Raw genomic sequence first — 18256 nt, 5'->3', positions numbered from 1 at the left:
GACGCTTAGGGCTGGCCCGATGGCGTGAAATCACGCCGGTCAATCCGAAGCTTTTTGATCCGCGATGCCAGTGTTGTTGGCTTTACATTCAAAAGGGCCGCCGCCCCATCGGGGCCGAAAATCCGGCCGCGCGTGGTTTCAAGGGCGCGGATGATATTGTCATATTCGTGTTTGCGCCGGTCATCTTCGGTCAGGATTGCCGATTGGGGGCTTGCCTGATCACGCGTGGGGTTGGCATTGCCATGGTCGGTTTCGCGGCGGTTGGGTTCGGGCAGGTCAAAATTCAGTTTACCATCACGGGCCAGAATGGCAGCACGTTCGATAATGTTTTCAAGTTCGCGCGCATTGCCGGGCCAGTCATATTTCATCAGGCTTCGGACCTGCCCGTTGGTCAGGGTCAGTTGCGGAATGTTCAGCCGCTGGCAGATATTGCGCAGGAAATGTGTCGCCAGGGGCGGGATATCGTCGGGCCGTTCGCGCAGCGGCCGGCATTCGATGGGAAACACATTGAGGCGGAAATAAAGGTCTTCGCGGAAGCGGCCCAGCCGGACTTCTTCCTTGAGATCGCGGTTGGTGGCGGCCAGTAACCTTACATTGACCTCGCGCGTGCGTTCCTCGCCGATGCGTTCGAACTTCTGATCCTGCAGAACGCGCAAAAGCTTGCCCTGCAGTTCCAGCGGAATTTCGCCGACCTCGTCCAGAAACAGCGTGCCGCCATCGGCCAGTTCGAACCGCCCGACGCGATCGCGCACAGCGCCGGTAAAGGCACCGCGGACATGGCCGAAAAACTCGCTTTCGAACAGTTCATGGGGGATGGCGGCACAGTTCACACGTACCAGAACACGGTCGCGCCGGTGGCTGGCCTGATGGATGGCGCGTGCGATCAATTCCTTGCCGGTCCCCGATTCCCCGGTGATCAGGACGTTGGCATCGGTCGGGGCGACCAGATCAATCTGTTTAAGCGCACTGTTGATCGCCTCGGACTGGCCGATGATTTCATGATGGTTGTTGGTCGAGAGGATTTCTTCCTGCAGATAGGCGTTTTCAAGTTCCAGCCTTTCGCGCAGGCGATCAACCTCGGCAAGCGCCGCATGCAGCTTTTCCTCGGCAATCTTGCGTTCGGTGATATCGCGAAACACGATCACCGCCCCGATCACCAGCCCATGATCGCGGATCGGGGTGGAGGTATATTCAACCCGGATCGGTTTGCCGTCGCTGCGCCAGAAAACCTCGTCGTCAACGCGCCGGACGATGCCTTCGCGAAACGCATTGTAAATCGGGCAATGTTCGGCGTGGTAGGGATCGCCATTGATATGCGAATGGTGGATGATCGAATGGATTTCCTTGCCCACCAGTTCCTCGGCTGTCCAGCCCAGCATCCGTTCGGCGGCGGGATTGACAAAGGTGGTGATACCGTCGCTGTTGACCCCGTAAATGCCCTCGCCCGCCGCCCCCAGGATCAACTGGTTTTCGCGTTCGATTTCACGGAAAAACCGTTCGGCACGGCGCCACTCGGCAATGCCTTCGCGCAGGTAATTGTCGGCCTCGGCATCGACATCGCGGCGGTGGCGGGCATCGAGATCACAAAGGATGATGATCAGGTAATCCTCGCCATCCCAGTGCAGGGCGCGGGCTTCGTGTTCAAGCTGGATTTCGGTGCCATCCGCATGCATCAGGTTAAGGCCCCGCGTCCAGGCAAAGCCGTGATAAAGGGCAGCCTGACTGAACACCACAAGGCTTGGCACCTGCCCCTTGTGCAGGCTGCTCATGGCGGTGGATTTCAGATCGGAAATGCTGCGGCCCAGCAAATGCGCCGCCGCCTGATTGGCAAACATGATGCGATCACTTTGCGGATGCACCAGCAAAGTCGGATGAATATGCGATGCAAGCGCCTGTTGATATAGGGCGTCCGAAACCGTTGGGGGTGGCGGGTTTGCAATCTGATCCATCATGATCGGCCTACGATATTTCGTAAATATGGTTACGAAATATCGTAAATTACGAAATTTCGTATAGCCTGAGATTGCGCCTGTTTCGGGCCAAAGTCCAGTCTTTCCCTAGAGTTTTTTGCGCCGCACCAATCTGGCACGCCGGTTGCTGTTATCACCCCGAATATCGGTGTCGCCTGACGGGCGGCGTAAACAAAACAGGGGGTGACCACATGTCTATCAAAAGTCTGGGCGATCCATTCAGTGGCGAAAGCGATCTGCGGCATAGCAAATCGTGCGGCTGCGAGGCTTGCGCAACCGGCAAACATCACCATGCCGGTCATGACCATCACGAAGACACATACGATCTGGCATCGATGCCCGCCCATAGCGATATGGCTGTGGATGGCGCGGCGTCATCGTCTGGCAAGCTTGCCAGCAGCGAGGAAATGCTGGATCGCGCGATTGAAAGTGCGGTGGTCCGCTCTGTCTTCGGGCATAACGAGATTTCGCGTCGTTCCTTTGCCAAAATGGTTGGCAGCGGCACGATGATGGCGGCACTGGCGTCGGTCCTGCCGCTGGATAAGGTCAAGGCGGCGATCCTTGATGATCTGGGGAAGCCGGAAAAGACCAAGCTTAATATCGGCTTTGTTCCGATCACCTGCGCCACACCGATCATTATGGCCCAGCCGATGGGCTTTTATGAGAAATACGGTCTTGATGTCGATGTGATCAAAACCGCGGGCTGGGCGGTCGCACGTGACAAGTCATTGAACAATGAATATGACGCGTCGCATATGCTCACCCCGATGCCGCTTGCCATCACCATGGGGGCCGGTTCGACCGCGACCCCGTTCCTGATGCCGGCAGTTGAAAACATCAACGGGCAGGCGATTGTCCTGCATAACGACCATCTTGATAAACGTGATCCAAAACAGTGGAAGGGCTTCAAGTTCGGTGTGCCGTTCGAATATTCGATGCACAACTTCCTGCTGCGTTATTACGTCGCCGAACATGGCCTTGATCCGGATAAGGACATCCAGATCCGTGTCGTTCCGCCGCCCGAAATGGTCGCCAACCTGCGTGCCGGTAACCTTGATGGTTATCTGTCGCCTGATCCGTTCAACCAGCGTGCCGTCTGGGAAAAAATCGGCTTCATCCACACCCTGACCAAGGATATCTGGGAAGGTCATCCGTGCTGTGCGTTTGCCTGTTCCAAGGCATTTGCCGATGAAATGCCCAATACCTATGGCGCGCTTCTGAAATCGATTGTCGATGCGACGCAATACGCATCCAAGCCGGAAAACCGCAAGGAAATCTCGGCAGCAATCGCGCCGACCAACTATCTGAACCAACCGGTGCCGGTCATCGAGCAGGTCCTGACCGGGCGGTATGCCGATGGTCTGGGCGAGGTCAAGAACGTGCCGGATCGCATCGATTTCGATCCGTTCCCGTGGCATTCGATGGGGGTCTGGATTCTGACGCAGATGAAGCGCTGGGGCTATATCGACGGCGATGTCGATTACAAGAAAATCGCCGAAGAAGTCTATGTCGCGGCCGATTGCGCCAAGATCATGAAGGACCTTGGTTACGAAGCACCAGACAGCACCTATCAGAAATACACGATCATGGGCAAAGAGTTCGATCCTGATCAGCCCGAGGCCTATGTCAGCAGCTTCCCGATTGGCAAAGGGGTAAGCTGATATGATCGCATCCCTGAATGCCAGGGCGCTGCTGTTGTCTGCTGTTTTGCTGGCGGTTCTTCTTGGAATATGGGAGGCCGCCAGCCCCCAGCAGAAACTGGGCAGTGAACTGACGGAATATGAAATCCTGATGGGCGGGGCAGAGCCAAAGGCCGCCGTGCCGCCGCCATCTGCGGTGTTCGTCAAGGCGTGGGAAGAACTTTCCAACCCTTTCTATGATGCCGGTCCCAACGACAAGGGGATTGGCATTCAGATCGGCTATTCGCTTTATCGCGTGCTGTCGGGCTATTTTCTGGCCGCCGCAATTGCCATTCCGGCGGGGTTCCTGATTGGCATGTCGCCATTGATGTATCGGGCGCTTGATCCGTTCATCCAGATCCTTCGCCCGATTTCGCCGCTGGCGTGGATGCCGCTTGCGCTGTTTGTCATTCAGGACAGTCAGGCATCGGCGATTTTCGTGATCTTTATCTGTTCGATCTGGCCGATGCTGATCAATACGGCCTTTGGCGTTGCCGGTGTCCGCAAGGACTGGGTCAATGTCGCGCGCACCCATGAACTTGGCACGCTGAAAACCGCGTGGATCGTCATTCTTCCGGCGGCGGCACCGACGATCCTGACGGGGATGCGTATTTCCATCGGGATTGCGTGGCTGGTGATTGTGGCCGCCGAGATGCTCGTGGGCGGTACCGGCATTGGCTATTACGTCTGGAACGAATGGAACAATCTGGATCTGACCAGTGTGATCTTTTCGATCCTGATGATCGGCCTTGTCGGCATGCTTCTTGATACGGCGTTCGCCTATTGCGCCCGCCTTGTGCAGTACCAGGAATAAGGAAAAGCACCATGCCAACACCCTTCCTGAGCGTACAGGGACTAAGTAAACGGTTTCCCAGCCCCAAGGGATCCGATCCGTTAACCGTGTTTGAAAACGTCAATCTGGGCATCGAAAAGGGCGAATTTGTCTGCATCATCGGTCATTCGGGCTGCGGCAAATCGACGATCCTCAATATCCTTGCCGGGCTGGACGAGCCGACCGACGGGGCGGTGATCATGAATGGCAAGGAAGTATCGGGGCCAAGTCTTGATCGCGGTATCGTGTTTCAGAACTATTCCCTGTTGCCGTGGTTATCCGCGCTTAAGAACGTGACCTTTGCCGTGCAGGCGCGCCATCGCAACTGGACCAAGAAACAGGTCCATGATCATTCGATCAAATATCTGGAAATGGTGGGGCTTACCGGCGGGGCGGAGCTTCGCAAGCCATCACAATTATCAGGTGGCATGCGTCAGCGCGTTTCGATTGCGCGTGCCTTTGCCATTCAGCCGGAACTGCTGTTGCTGGATGAGCCGTTTGGGGCACTTGATGCCCTGACACGGGGCAGCATTCAGGATGAATTGATCCGTATCTGGGCCGGGTCGGATCAGACTGTCTTCATGATCACCCATGATGTGGACGAGGCGATCCTTCTTGCCGACCGCATCCTTCTGATGACCAACGGCCCCTATGCCAGGGTCGCGGAATCGGTACAGGTCGATATCGAACGCCCGCGCGTTCGCGCCGATATCATCCATCATCCCGACTATTACGACATTCGCAACCATCTGGTCGAATTCCTTGCCAAACGGTCCCGCGAACTGGCCGGGAAACGCGACGAGGATGGCGTTTCCGAACCAAACGTCATCCGTTTTGGCCTGAACGGGCCGGTTGCCAATAAATCCAACAAAGGTGCCGGGGAAACACCTGCGCGTGCGCGGGTGGTGAATGGTGCCGACTAATCCGTAACGACACAGACAGTGAAGTGGAGAAAAGCTGTGAAAAAAGCAGATGTGAAAGAACTGATCATTACGTCCAAAAAAGCCAAGGGTCTTGGCTGGGAAGAAATCGCCAGCAAGATCGGCATGTCCCCGGTCTGGACCACGTCGGTCTGCCTTGGCATGAATTCCGCGCCCAAGGAAAAGGCCGATATGCTGGTGGCCCTGCTGGAGCTTCCGGCGGAGGCATCCGCCGTGTTGCAGGAATGCCCGATGAAAATCTGGGAACAGGCGGTGCCGACCGATCCGGCCGTTTACCGCATTTATGAAATCATGGGCGTTTACGGCGAAACGATCAAAGAAATCATCCATGAGAAGTTCGGCGACGGCATCATGAGCGCGATTGATTATGAAATGTATATCGAACGCAAGGCCGATCCGAAGGGGGACCGCGTTGTTGTGACCCTTGATGGCAAATTCCTGCCTTATCGTGCCTGGTAAGATAATATCGCACGCGGTTAAGGCAATCCCATATCGGCAGCGGATGAATATTGATCCGCATGTCGCAGTCCAGTCAGGCCAATCTGCATGCGCGGGTTGGCCTGATCTGTTGTTGCCGCAGGACTGAAACAGGGCGGGAAACAGTCAATTGCCAATTTCGCGCTGGCGGGAAGGCCGTCTTATCCTACATCTTGGGGATATCACGTTGGATAAGGGTTGATGGTCTGGCGCAATGTGCGATCCCATCAACCACCATGACCCAAATCAGGAAGGATAATAATCAGATGGCTGATCTGTCCGCATTTGACATCACCAAGCGATGGCCAGCGAAGAACCCCGATATATTGCAGCTTTATTCCCTGCCGACGCCAAACGGGGTCAAGGTTTCGATCATGCTGGAAGAAACCGGCATCGATTACGAGCCGCATTTCATCGATATCGGCAAGGACGAAACCTGGACGCCGGAATTCCTGTCGCTGAACCCGAATGGCAAAATCCCGGCAATCATTGACCCGAACGGCCCGGATGGGAAGCCGGTTGGCCTGTTTGAATCGGGCGCAATTCTTTTGTATCTGGCGGAGAAAACCGGAAAATTCCTGCCGTCTGATCCGATTGCCCGGATCGAAACCATCCAGTGGGTGTTTTTCCAGATGGCGGCGATTGGCCCGATGTTTGGCCAGCTTGGCTTTTTCCACAAATTTGCCGGTCGCGAGTATGAGGATAAACGCCCGCGGGATCGGTATGTTGGGGAATCCAAACGCCTGCTGGGTGTTCTGGAAACCCGTCTTGCCGGGCGTGACTGGATCATGGGTGATGAATATACCATTGCCGATATCGCAACCCTTGGCTGGGTGCGCAATCTGGTCGGTTTCTATGATGCCGGGGCACTGGTGGATTATGACAGCCTGAAAAACGTTCCGGCATGGCTGGAACGCGGGCTTGCACGACCGGCGGTAAAGCGTGGTCTGGAAATTCCGGCGCGTCCTTAAAGTACGGGGTTCGCGTCCTTAATCCTGCCCGCCGGATGAAAAATCTGACCAACCGGTCAGAAATGCTTTTCATCCGGCCGGGCTGGGATTAACACATGGGGGTAATCCAGTATTCGTCCCACGTTTCAAGCGAGCCCACCCATGACCACCTCGACGACCAGCCGCATCAAGGACCCGGCACTTGCCGCCAATATCACCGATGAAACCCTTGCCTGGCGCGAGGTGATCTGCCCGGTGACCGCCAAATACGGCAATTACGTTGCCAAACGCGATCTGCGTGACAAAACCATCGTCAGTTTCCAGCACGTTCTTGAAGACACCATTCCGACCCTGCTGCCGTTTGTCAAAGCCGGTGCCACGGTCAAGGTGGGTGCGTGCAACCCCGACAGTACCGATGATGTTGCGGCGGCCTATCTGGCGGCCAACGGGGTCGAGGTCCATGCCTTTTCAGGCATGACGCCCGATGAATATGTCAAAAGCATCGATATCCTGTCCGATGGCCCGGCCGATATCGTGGCCGACATGGGCGGGGAGCTGATCGAGGCGTTCGTGAAAAAGGGCCATAAGGTTGATGGCGCGCTTGAAGCGACCACGACCGGTGTTCACCGTGTTGAAAAGCTTGATTTTACCTTCCCGGTCTTTAACTGGAACGATATCGCGATCAAGGACCGCCTGCATAACCGCCACCATGTGGCACAGGAAATGTGGCCGGTCTTTTCCAATGTCACCGGTCTGGCGCTTTATGGCCGTTCGGTTCTGGTGATCGGTTTTGGTCCGGTCGGGCGCGGGGTTGCCGAACGGGCGCGCAATCTGGGGGCGGTCGTATCGGTCGCCGAACGCGATCCGGTTCGCGCCCTTGAGGCCCAGCATCACGGTTGCCGCGTTGTGGCGCTTGAAGACGGGCTTCGGGAATGTGCGATTGTTGTCACCGCCACCGGTTTTTCCGGCATTCTTGGTGCGGATCAGATCAAGCTGGCGCGTCGTGGTGTCATTCTGGTCAATGTCGGGCATTCCAATACCGAAATTGACGTCAAATGGCTTGATACGCAGGAACGCACCCGTATGCGCCGCTATATCGAACGTTTCACGCTTGATAATGGCAAGGAAGTTTACCTTCTGAACCGGGGCAGTCTGCTTAACCTCGCACCGGGCATGGGGGGATCGGGCAAGGACCTGTTTGATCCGTTTTCCGCCATTCTGATCCGCGGGATCGACTGGCTGGCATCGGGTGGGGCATCGTCGTTCAAGCCGGGATTCTATGATTACCCGGCGGACGTTGAACGCGAAATCGCCGAGGCGGTTTTACGGTCGCATAGCTGACGGGACGGAAGATGCAACAGGGCGGGGATATCGATTTCCCGCCTTTTGTATCAGAACCGGTATTTTGATACGGTTTGATACAAGTTAATGCCCCAACTGGCATAATATGGTGAAGTTTTTCTGGTTAGTTCATTCCGCTGTCGGGGTCTTCCCGGCTGCGGGATGACATTCGGGACCACGATCATGAAAAACATATCCTTCATTTATGTCGGTTTCCTTTCTGTGATTACGCTGCTTTGGCTGGCGGCCAATCCGGGCCTGTTCGAGGTTGCCGAATTCATTCAGCTTCGAAATTTCATGGTCCAGTATTTTGGCACCCTGTCGATTGCTATCATGAGCCTGATCATGATCCTGGCGACACGTCCGGTATGGCTTGAAGATTATACCGGCGGCTTGGATAAAACCTATCGGCTGCACAAATGGCTTGGCATTACGGTTCTGGTGACATCCGTGATCCACTGGCTTTGGTCGAATGGCCCGAAATGGGCATCGGCCCTTGGCCTGATTGAAGGCGGTCGGCGCAGATCGCATGGGGATCAGACCGGATTTTCCCAGTTACAGGGCTTCTTTGCCGGTCAGCGCGGCTTTGCCGAGGGGATTGGCGAATGGGCTTTTTATGTTGCCGCGGCCCTGATGATCATTGCTCTGATCAAATGGTTTCCCTATCGCTGGTTTGCCAAAACACACACCTTCATCGCCGGGGCGTATCTGGTGCTGGTGGTGCACGCGACGTTGCTGTTTGAATTTGGCAACTGGATCAGCCCGATTGGCATTGTGACGGCTGTGCTTCTGATCGCGGGCACGATATCGGCATGTATTGTCCTTACCAGGCGGGTCGGCCGTAACCGGCAGGTCGCCGGAAAGATCGTCAATCTGGTACGTCTGCCTGATATCTATACCGTGCAGATCACCATCATGCCCGAGGCGGGCTGGAAGGGGCACAGGGCAGGGCAGTTTGCCTGCGTTGCCTTTGGGGATGACGAACGTCCGCATCCCTTTACGATTTCGTCGCACTGGCACCCGGAATTCCCGCAGATAACCCTGTTGGTGAAGGCACTAGGCGATTATACGGAAACACTGCCGGATAATTTGCGCGTCGGGGGTGACGTCCGGCTTGAAGGGCCCTATGGCCGGTTCACCTTTGGGCAGGGCAATGATCGTCAGGTCTGGATTGCCGGTGGTATCGGTTTGACCCCGTTCCTTGCAAAACTTGAAGAACTTGCGCTGAAACCGGCTGCGGGCGAACAGAAGATCGATTTCTATCAGGTCGCCCCGAGCGAGGATGCGACCCTGATGGACCGTATCAGGCAACTGGCGCACAAGGCCGGTGTTACCCTGCATGTCTGGCGCGACGATGTGGACGGCCTTTTGAAAGCGGACCGGGTTCGAGCCGATATTCCGGACTGGCATGCCGCCAGTTTCTGGTTCTGCGGGCCACAGCCCTTTGCTGCGGCATTGAAGCGCGATCTGGTCCGTGAGGGGTTGCCTGCCAAATCATTCCATACCGAACTGTTCGAATTTAGATAAGCCAGAATGCGAAAGGGGCAGGCCTTGCGACCTGCCCCTTTTTTCAATCTGCGATCTGGCTGGCAGCCCGATCTGATCAGGCGCGATAGCCGATGCGCAGATTGCCCCATTGTTCGCCATTCACGACAATCGGGATGTCACATTCCTTCATGAACACGACTTCCGATCCCATGTCGCGGAAATAGGTCTGCAACAGTTTGGGTTTGGTGTTGCGCGCGGCCATCAGGCCGGCCCGGTCGTCAAAGATGCGCCGGTTGCGGCAATTGCCCATGTTCCATGCCGGTTCACCGGGGCGCTGTGGCTGGCTGTAGACCTTGTTATGGGTCGGCAGGAAGCCGTTGATATCCACCCCGGCGGCAAACACGATATGTTTGTCCTTTTGCAGGATTTCTTCCTGTAACGGGGTGAAATGCCGGTCGGTGTAGGGGATATAGGGCGTCATGAACTGTATCGGATCAGAGCCGTCAATCGGTTCATAGCGGGGACGGAACAGATCTTCTTTCCTGATCTCGCCATTGCGGATGCCGTTTTCCAGTACCTTTGCCAGTTGGGCCGCCAAGGGTGCGCCCAGTTCGGCGATCTTGTTGTCGTGATCGCGGGTTTTCTGCAAAAGCCCCATGATCGTGCGGTTGGCTTCTTCGTCCAGTTCGGTGAATTGGACATGCGATCCCAGATTTGAAACCGCCTTCAGGATGCCGTGCAGACGGGTGCTGCCATCAAGCAGGATCGAAACCGGTTTGCCATTGTCCTGATCGCTGGCCTTGATCCGGGCCAGAAGACCGGCCACCGACATATCGGCGGTAACGCCCTTGCGTTTGTCGCCATTGCCGAAATCCATTTCGATATCAACGGCAATCGGAACGCGTTCCTGATTGCGGCGGTTGCTGGTGTCTGCCGAACGCAGAACAACGCGGAACCGGTTTTCCATCTCGTTGATATCCTTGCGGATATTCGATGCCAGAATGCGCAGGTTTTCCGATGTCTTGCTGGCGTTGTGTGATCTTTCGCTGGCCAGTGCGATGTCGCTGGAAATGCCCTGCATGTGGGTGGACACTTCCTGGGCGCTGGTTGAAATCTCGCTGATGGCGGCGGTTTGCTGCTGAACGGAGGAGGCGATATCCGATGATAGCTGGCTGACTTCGTCAATCGCGCCGCCAATGCCCTCGATCGCGCCGACCGCCTCGGATGTGGCGTTCTGAATGGCGGTGATCTGGGCGTTGATGTCGGAAATGGCCTTTTCGGTTTGCGATGCGAGGTTCTTGACCTCGTTCGCCACAACCGCAAAGCCCTTGCCAGCATCGCCCGCGCGGGCGGCTTCGATGGTGGCGTTAAGGGCGAGCATCTTGGTCTGATCGGAAATGCGTTTGACGATATCGACGACCTTGCCGATCTCGCTTGCGGTGTCTGACAGGCTGTTCATCGTGACCGATGTTTCCTGTGCGCGGGTCACGGCCTGACTGGCGATGTCGTTGGTTTTGTGGATGCGATCCGCAATTTCCTCGCTCGATGCCTGCAATTCCTCGGTCGCGGAGGCGACGGTGGAGACATTGTTGCTGGCAATGGCGGTGGTCGATGTGATCCGTTCGACCAGTTCCGACAGATCATGCGCATCGGATGCCATGATTTGCGCCACGTCATTGGTGCGACCGGCCTGAAAACCGACTTCGGCGATCATGTTATCGGTTTCGCGTTCGATGATTTCCGACATCGACTGGATTTCCGATGCCGAACGGCCCTGTGCGGATTTGCGTTCCGCCTTGGCCATCAGGCAGGCCATATCCCCCATCAGCACCGAACGGCAGGCGTCCAGCACGCCGGGATCGCGTCTGCCGCGTCCCTCGGAGGCCGCCAGTCGGGCAAAATTTTCGATTGTGTTGTGGTAGGCCTGGACGATGCGGCTTGCCGGGGTGCCGACAATGGCATCGGCCAGAATGTGATCGGCAAAGCAGGCATCAAAATCCGATCCGTTGGTTGCGGCCATCAATGTGCGCAGGCGTTTTGCCAGTGCGCTGACATGGGCTTTCGGATCGTGCGGATTGCGGCTGTTCTGACCTGTGCCAAACAGCTCGGCCAGAAGGCTTTCGGCGAGCTTGTCGGCATGTTTGTCAAAAATCTCGCGCGCGGCGTTTGCACGCGTAAAAATTGTATTTTCCGGTGATGCAGACGCGTGATTCATAAAAACGTCTCTCCCTATTTCCCCTTCGGCACATCAGGCCGCACAGGCTTCGATTTTTCGATTTTTTACCTGTTGATTAAAGTGATGTTACCACCGCAGGGTAGGTATACAGATATCATACTTTAGGTTGATACAAGAAAGAGGCCCGTCAAGGTTGACGGGCCAAGTTTGCCCAAGTTTTTCACCGGGGCCACGGTTCGCTGGAACAGGAACTAAGCGAGACGTTCGGGCAGCGGCCCCGTCTATCGGCCCAGAAGGCCGCGGGTCACGACCTGCGCCTGTATTTCGGCCGCCCCTTCGAAAATGTTCAGGATGCGGGCATCGCACAGGACGCGGCTGATCTGGTATTCAAGCGCATAACCATTGCCGCCATGGATTTGAAGCGCATTATCGGCGTTCGACCACGCAACACGTGCGCCCAGAAGCTTTGCCATGCCCGCCTCGATATCGCAGCGGATATCCTGATCTTTTTCGATGGCGGAAAAATAGGTGAGCTGACGGGCGATCATGGTTTCAACCACCATCCAGGCGATTTTGCCGTAAACCCGCGGGAAGCTGTAAAGCGGATTGGAAAACTGGATGCGGTCCTGCGCATAGCGCATGCCGATTTCAAGCGCGTTCTGCGCGACACCCACCGCACGGGCGGCGGTCTGGATGCGGGCCGATTCAAAGGTCGCCATCAATTGCTTGAAGCCCTGACCTTCATCGCCGCCCAGAAGGTTTTCGGCGGGGACTTCGAAGCCATCAAAAGACAGTTCGTATTCCTTCATGCCGCGATAGCCAAGCACCTCGATCTCGCCGCCGCTCATTCCCTTGGCCGGGAACGGATCATTTTCCGTGCCGCGCGGCTTTTCGGCAAGCAGCATGGATAGCCCGCGATATCCGGTTTCATCGGGGTTGGTGCGCGCCAGAAGCGTCATCAGGTCGGATCGGGCGGCATGGGTGATCCATGTTTTGTTGCCGGTGACCTTATAGGTATCGCCATCCTTGATCGCACGCGTGCGCAGGCGCGCCAGATCCGATCCGTTATTGGGTTCGGTAAAGACCGCGGTTGGCAGGATTTCACCCGATGCCAGTTTCGGCAGGTAATGTTCTTTCTGCGCGTCGGTGCCACCAAGGCGGATCAGTTCGGCGGCAATTTCGGACCGTGTGCCAAGCGAGCCGACTCCGATATAGCCGCGCGAGAGTTCCTCGGTCACGACGCACATCGCGGTTTTGCCCATGCCAAGCCCGCCGAATTCTTCGGGGATGGTCAGACCGAAAACGCCCAGTTCGGACATTTCGTTGATAATTTCAATCGGGATCAGTTCATCGCGTTCGTGCCAGCCATGGGCATGCGGGCTGACCTTTTCATCGACAAAGCGCCGGAACTGATCGCGCACCATATCAAGAGTTTCGTCTTCAAGCCCGGTTTCGCCAAAGCGGCCGGTATCAAGGCTGTCCTTGATCTGATCTGCGATGGCGCGCCGGGTGGCGTCGCTGTTGCCCGAACCGGTCAGGGTCGCGACCGCGCGGCTATCGCCAAGGGCGGCTATCACATCGCCCGGGACGCCAAGGGTTGAAAGACGGATGAACTCGCCCTGCGACATCGCAATGCCGCCCTGGATCTGCGCCAGATATTCGCCAAAGGCTGCCTGAAGGATCAATTGTTCAAGCGTTCCGAACTTTCCCTGTGCCGTAAGCCGATCCGCCCATGCCTTCATCTGCTTTAGGGCGGTGACATAGGTTGAAAACCATGCAAAGCCGTGGGCGGCATACTGGTTTTCATCCAGTGCGCTCGCATCGATTTTGCCATCTACCGTCACGATTTCGCGCATCGCGGTTTCGGCGGCCTGATGGACCGGGGCAAGGGCCGCCAGCGCATCATCGCAAAGCCGGGTCAGTTCGGGCAGCAGGGCTTTATCGCTCATTGGTCTGATCCTCGGGTTCGGTCCATCTGGTGCATGAAGCAGACTATCATTGTTGTCATGCCGGTTCGGCAAGGATTGAAAAGTGGCAGCCCCGATGCGGATCGGGCGAGAACGCATCAGGGCCACCAACGGTCAGTCGACGCTTTATGTGGGCTTAGGCGTCGACTGCTTCTTCAAGGGTTCGCATGCCCGGGCGTTTGGCCTGAACCAGAACGGCCATGTTTCCCGGTTTGTGTTCGTTGCGCATCATTTTCATATGTGCGCGCGGAATATCGTCCCAGCCAAGTACTTCGGACATGCTGGGATCAATGCGCCGTTCAATCACAAGCTTGTTGGCCTGGGCTGCCTGTTTCAGGTTGGCGAAGTGGCTGCCCTGAATGCGTTTCTGGCGCATCCAGACAAAGCGCGCGTCGAAGGTCAGGTTAAAGCCCGTCGTTCCGGCACAGAACACGACCATACCACCGCGTTTGACCACGTTGCACGATACGGGGAAGGTCTGTTCGCCCGGATGTTCAAAGACGATATCAACGTCATTGCCCTTGCCGGTGATGTCCCAGATCGCCTTGCCGAATTTGCGGACTTCTTTCATATAGTCGCCAAATTCCGGGCCATTCACGGTTGGCAACTGGCCCCAGCAATTGAAATCCTTGCGATTGATCACGGCCTTGGCACCAAGGCCCAGTACGAAGTCGCGTTTGCTTTCATCCGAAATCACGCCAATCGCATTGGCACCCGCGGTGGTGATCAGCTGGATCGCCATCGATCCAAGGCCGCCCGACGCCCCCCACACCAGAACATTGTGACCGGGGCGCAGGATATGCGGGCGATGGCCAAACAGCATGCGGTATGCGGTGGCAAGGGTCAGCGTGTAGCACGCACTTTCTTCCCAGGTCAGGTGTTTGGGGCGCGGCATAAGCTGCTGTGCCTGTACGCAGGTGAACTGGGCGAATGATCCGTCCGGTGTCTCGTAACCCCAGATGCGCTGGGTGGGGGACAGCATCGGGTCACCGCCGTTGCATTCCTCGTCATCGCCGTCATCCTGATTGCAGTGAATGACGACTTCATCGCCGACTTTCCAGCGCGTGACCTTTGACCCGACCGCCCAGACAATGCCCGACGCATCCGATCCGGCGATATGATAGGGCAGGTCATGCACGTCAAAGACCGAGATCGGCTTGCCGAGCGATGCCCACACACCATTATAGTTCACACCCGCCGCCATCACGAGGACGAGGACCTCGTGACTGTCGGGCTGAATGACCGGCAGGACTTCGCATTGCATGGCGGTATCAGGTTCGCCGTGGCGTTCGCGGCGAATGGCCCAGCCATACATATTCTTTGGCACATGGCCCAGTGGTGGAATCTCGCCGATTTCATACAGGTCTTTTTCTTCATGACCACCACGGAACGGCAGAACTTCAGCAGTCGTATTCATGGCCTTCACTCCTTGTTCGGGTCGATCCGAATCGCGCTGTAAAAGGATGGTAATAAAATTATCCTGTGTTGCGCTGCGGTCGACGAATCCTCCAAGCCACGGATTTTGTGATATTTTCCCTGAAATGCACCGGTTTCCCTTGGTTTCTGGTTGGGGTTCCCGAATGCTTTCTTAGTTTTCGCTTTTATCGCGTTGCACAAATTGTTATATAATTATCCAACTGATGTCCAGTAGGTAATTTAATAACGTTTCTTTGTAATAAACAAAAAGCTTTTGGGTAATAAAGATACGCGAGGTCGGCATGTCGATGGAAAATCAACGCAGTGCAGCAAAGTCGGAACGCGATCGCCCGTGGCTGATCCGGACTTATGCCGGGCACAGTTCGGCCAGCGCATCGAACGCGCTGTATCGGCAGAATCTGGCAAAGGGGCAGACGGGGCTGTCGGTTGCGTTCGATCTGCCGACCCAGACCGGCTACGATTCGGACCATATTCTGGCGCGCGGCGAGGTCGGCAAGGTCGGCGTGCCGGTATCGCATCTGGGCGACATGATGACCCTGTTTGACGGCATTCCGCTTGATCAGATGAACACATCCATGACAATCAACGCGCCGGCGGCGTGGTTGCTGTCGTTATATATTGCCGTTGCCGAAAAACAGGGAACGCCGCGCGACAGCCTGCAGGGGACGACCCAGAACGACATCATCAAGGAATATCTGTCACGCGGGACCTATATCTTTCCGCCCGCACCCAGCCTGAAGCTGATTACCGATGTTGCGGCCTTTACCTATCGCGAGGTGCCGAAATGGAACCCGATGAATGTGTGCTCGTACCATTTGCAGGAGGCCGGAGCGACCGCGGAACAGGAACTGGCCTATGCGCTGGCGACCGCGATTGCCGTGCTTGATGCGGTCAAGGCATCCGGTCAGGTACCCGAAGAAGATTTTGCCAAGGTTGTCGGGCGCATTTCATTTTTCGTCAATGCCGGCATCCGGTTTGTGACCGAGATTTGCAAGATGCGGGCATTTTGCGAATTGTGGGATGAAATCACGCGGGATCGTTACGGCATCGCTGACGAAAAATACCGCCGGTTCCGCTATGGCGTGCAGGTCAACTCGCTTGGTCTGACCGAACAGCAGCCTGAAAACAATGTGTATCGCATCCTGATCGAAATGCTCGCCGTGGTGCTGTCGAAAAATGCGCGTGCGCGTGCCGTGCAGCTTCCGGCGTGGAACGAGGCCCTTGGTTTGCCGCGCCCGTGGGATCAGCAATGGTCGCTGCGCCTGCAACAGATCATGGCCTATGAAACCGATCTTCTGGAATATGATGACCTGTTTGACGGCAATCCGGCGATTGAACGCAAGGTCGGATTGCTTAAGGAAGGGGCACGTGCGGAACTGGCGAAAATCGATGAGATGGGCGGGGCGATTACGGCGGTGGATCGCGGTTATATGAAACAGGAACTGGTGCGATCCAATGCGCGCCGTCTGGCCGATATCGAAACCGGGCTGACCAAGGTGATCGGTGTGAATGCCTATACCGAAACCGAAGCATCGCCCCTGACATCGGGTGAAAAATCGATCCTGACGGTCGATGACATGGCCGAACAGGAACAGATCGAAAAACTGAAAGAATGGCGATCCGGCCGGGATCAGGCCGCTGTTGCCAGAAGCCTTGCCGATCTTGAAGCTGCCGCCCGCGAAGACCGCAACATCATGGAAAGTTCGATTGCCTGCGCCCATGCCGGGGTCACGACCGGGGAATGGTCCGAAACGCTTCGTCAGGTGTTTGGCGAATACCGTGCGCCGACCGGCATCACATCGATGATCGTGACCGGGGATGAAGAAGACATCAAGAAACTGCGCAGTCGTGTGGATGAAGTTTCCGAAAAGCTTGGCGAACGGATGAAGATGCTGGTCGGCAAACCGGGGCTGGACGGCCATTCCAACGGGGCGGAGCAGATCGCGGTCAAGGCGGGCGATGCCGGGATCGAGGTGCTTTATGATGGCATTCGCTGGACACCTGATGAACTGGTGCGCAATGCCATCGACGAAGGCGCGCATGTGATCGGGCTTTCGATCCTGTCAGGGTCGCATGTGCCACTGGTGCGCGAAGTGGTGAATGGTTTGCGCACACACGGGGCGGGGCATATTCCCGTCGTCGTTGGTGGCATCATCCCGGATGCGGATATGCTTGTCCTGCGCCAGATGGGTGTTTCGGCGGTGTATACGCCCAAGGATTACCAACTGGTCCGGGTGATTTCCGAAATTGTCGATCTGGTGGATCGCAAATCGACCGAACATCCGGCCCCGCGTAAGGTTGAGGGCAAGCCGGAAGGGGCCGGAACTGCGATCTATTGATGGTGGCGTTTGATTGCTGTGGGGGCCGGTTTCAGGCTTTGGCCAATGAGGTGCTGATCAGGCTTGGCCAGGTTGCCATGGCGGCATCGGCAACGGCGATCAGTTCGTCGCGCGTTGCGCCATCGCGGGCCTGGATCGACATGCCATGCTGCACGGTCGCGTAATAGTTCGCCATTTTATCGATATTCGTACCGCGCGGGATATCGCCGCGATCCAAGCCTGCTTCATACAGGTTTTTCAGGATTTCCGTCACCTTGCGACGATGGCCGCGCAGGGTCTGATTGACCGTTGCGTGGTTTGATTCCGCCTGTGGTGCGGCCAGAACAACCAGACAGCCATGCGGTGTATCATCGCGGGTAAAGGCATTGGCGGACGCGATCAGGACATGCTGTGTCGCCTCCCGTGCCAGTTTGAACCGGTCCAGATTTCCCCAGATCGATGCGCCATAATGCGTGGCGTAATGCGTTATGACCTCGTCAAACAGCATTTCCTTGCCGCCAAAGGCGGCATAGATGCTGGGCGGGCTTAGTGCCATGGCCGCGCTCAGATCGGCCATGGACGTGTTGTCATATCCCCGTTCCCAGAACAGGGCCAGGGCCTTGTTCAGGGCGTCGTCCCGGTCGAATGCGCGTGGTCTTCCGCGTGGCGCCATTTTGTGC

13 protein-coding genes are annotated in these 18256 nt (G+C 56.6%); 8 read left to right on the top strand and 5 right to left on the bottom strand.

The genetic code is table 11. From position 1 onward, the window contains the following. Positions 1-5: 5 nt before the first annotated feature. The gene (locus J7395_RS02770) at positions 6-1952 is read right to left on the bottom strand and encodes a sigma 54-interacting transcriptional regulator (RefSeq protein WP_247741931.1); all 1947 of its coding nucleotides are present in this window, start codon (positions 1950-1952) and stop codon (positions 6-8) included. A 209-nt stretch (positions 1953-2161) separates the two neighbouring features. Between J7395_RS02770 and J7395_RS02765 the strand changes: the two genes are divergently transcribed. The 7 genes from J7395_RS02765 (at position 2162) to J7395_RS02735 (ending at position 9717) form a co-directional block, all read left to right on the top strand. Continuing rightward, on the top strand, positions 2162-3631 hold the full coding sequence (locus tag J7395_RS02765) for a CmpA/NrtA family ABC transporter substrate-binding protein (protein WP_209220453.1): 1470 nt from the start codon (positions 2162-2164) through the stop codon (positions 3629-3631). A gap of 1 nt (position 3632) precedes the next feature. After that, positions 3633-4463: a nitrate ABC transporter permease gene (gene ntrB / locus J7395_RS02760; RefSeq protein ID WP_007092352.1), complete on the top strand. Its 831-nt coding sequence runs from the start codon at positions 3633-3635 to the stop codon at positions 4461-4463. Positions 4464-4474: 11 nt separating this feature from the next. Then, positions 4475-5404, top strand: coding sequence for an ABC transporter ATP-binding protein (locus J7395_RS02755; protein ID WP_209220452.1), 930 nt, complete (start codon positions 4475-4477; stop codon positions 5402-5404). Positions 5405-5440: 36 nt separating this feature from the next. Continuing rightward, positions 5441-5881: a cyanase gene (gene cynS / locus J7395_RS02750; RefSeq protein ID WP_007092354.1), complete on the top strand. Its 441-nt coding sequence runs from the start codon at positions 5441-5443 to the stop codon at positions 5879-5881. Between the two features lie 284 nt (positions 5882-6165). Further along, a complete protein-coding gene (locus J7395_RS02745) occupies positions 6166-6870 on the top strand; it encodes a glutathione binding-like protein (RefSeq protein ID WP_062948414.1) in 705 nt (234 codons plus the stop codon). Positions 6871-7011: 141 nt separating this feature from the next. Then, positions 7012-8190, top strand: coding sequence for an adenosylhomocysteinase (locus J7395_RS02740; protein WP_209220451.1), 1179 nt, complete (start codon positions 7012-7014; stop codon positions 8188-8190). A gap of 183 nt (positions 8191-8373) precedes the next feature. Then, the gene (locus J7395_RS02735) at positions 8374-9717 is read left to right on the top strand and encodes a ferric reductase-like transmembrane domain-containing protein (RefSeq protein WP_209220450.1); all 1344 of its coding nucleotides are present in this window, start codon (positions 8374-8376) and stop codon (positions 9715-9717) included. A 76-nt stretch (positions 9718-9793) separates the two neighbouring features. On the opposite strand, the gene J7395_RS02730 is transcribed toward J7395_RS02735, so the two are convergent. From J7395_RS02730 to ccrA, 3 genes are all read right to left on the bottom strand, one after another. Further along, entirely contained in the window at positions 9794-11893 is a 2100-nt protein-coding gene (locus tag J7395_RS02730; protein ID WP_209220449.1) for a methyl-accepting chemotaxis protein, read from the bottom strand. 242 nt (positions 11894-12135) lie between these two features. After that, complete coding sequence (locus tag J7395_RS02725; protein ID WP_209220448.1) at positions 12136-13803, bottom strand: acyl-CoA dehydrogenase family protein; 1668 nt, start codon at positions 13801-13803, stop codon at positions 12136-12138. Positions 13804-13957: 154 nt separating this feature from the next. Further along, positions 13958-15238 carry a crotonyl-CoA carboxylase/reductase gene (ccrA, locus tag J7395_RS02720; protein WP_062948406.1) on the bottom strand — a complete coding sequence of 427 codons (1281 nt, stop codon included), beginning with the start codon at positions 15236-15238 and terminating at the stop codon, positions 13958-13960. A gap of 301 nt (positions 15239-15539) precedes the next feature. On the opposite strand from ccrA, the gene J7395_RS02715 reads away from it, so the two are divergent. Continuing rightward, the gene (locus J7395_RS02715; protein WP_209220447.1) at positions 15540-17597 is read left to right on the top strand and encodes a protein meaA; all 2058 of its coding nucleotides are present in this window, start codon (positions 15540-15542) and stop codon (positions 17595-17597) included. 31 nt (positions 17598-17628) lie between these two features. Here J7395_RS02715 and J7395_RS02710 read toward each other — a convergent pair whose 3' ends face one another. Next, positions 17629-18249, bottom strand: a complete 621-nt coding sequence (locus J7395_RS02710) for a TetR/AcrR family transcriptional regulator (RefSeq protein WP_209220446.1) — start codon at positions 18247-18249, stop codon at positions 17629-17631. Between the last annotated feature and the right edge of the window lie 7 nt (positions 18250-18256).

Source organism: Thalassospira sp. A3_1 (assembly GCF_017744215.1).
Classification (GTDB): domain Bacteria; phylum Pseudomonadota; class Alphaproteobacteria; order Rhodospirillales; family Thalassospiraceae; genus Thalassospira; species Thalassospira lucentensis_A.
Note: the sequence above shows the minus strand (reverse complement) of the source record. Positions and strands in the feature narration are given on the sequence as shown.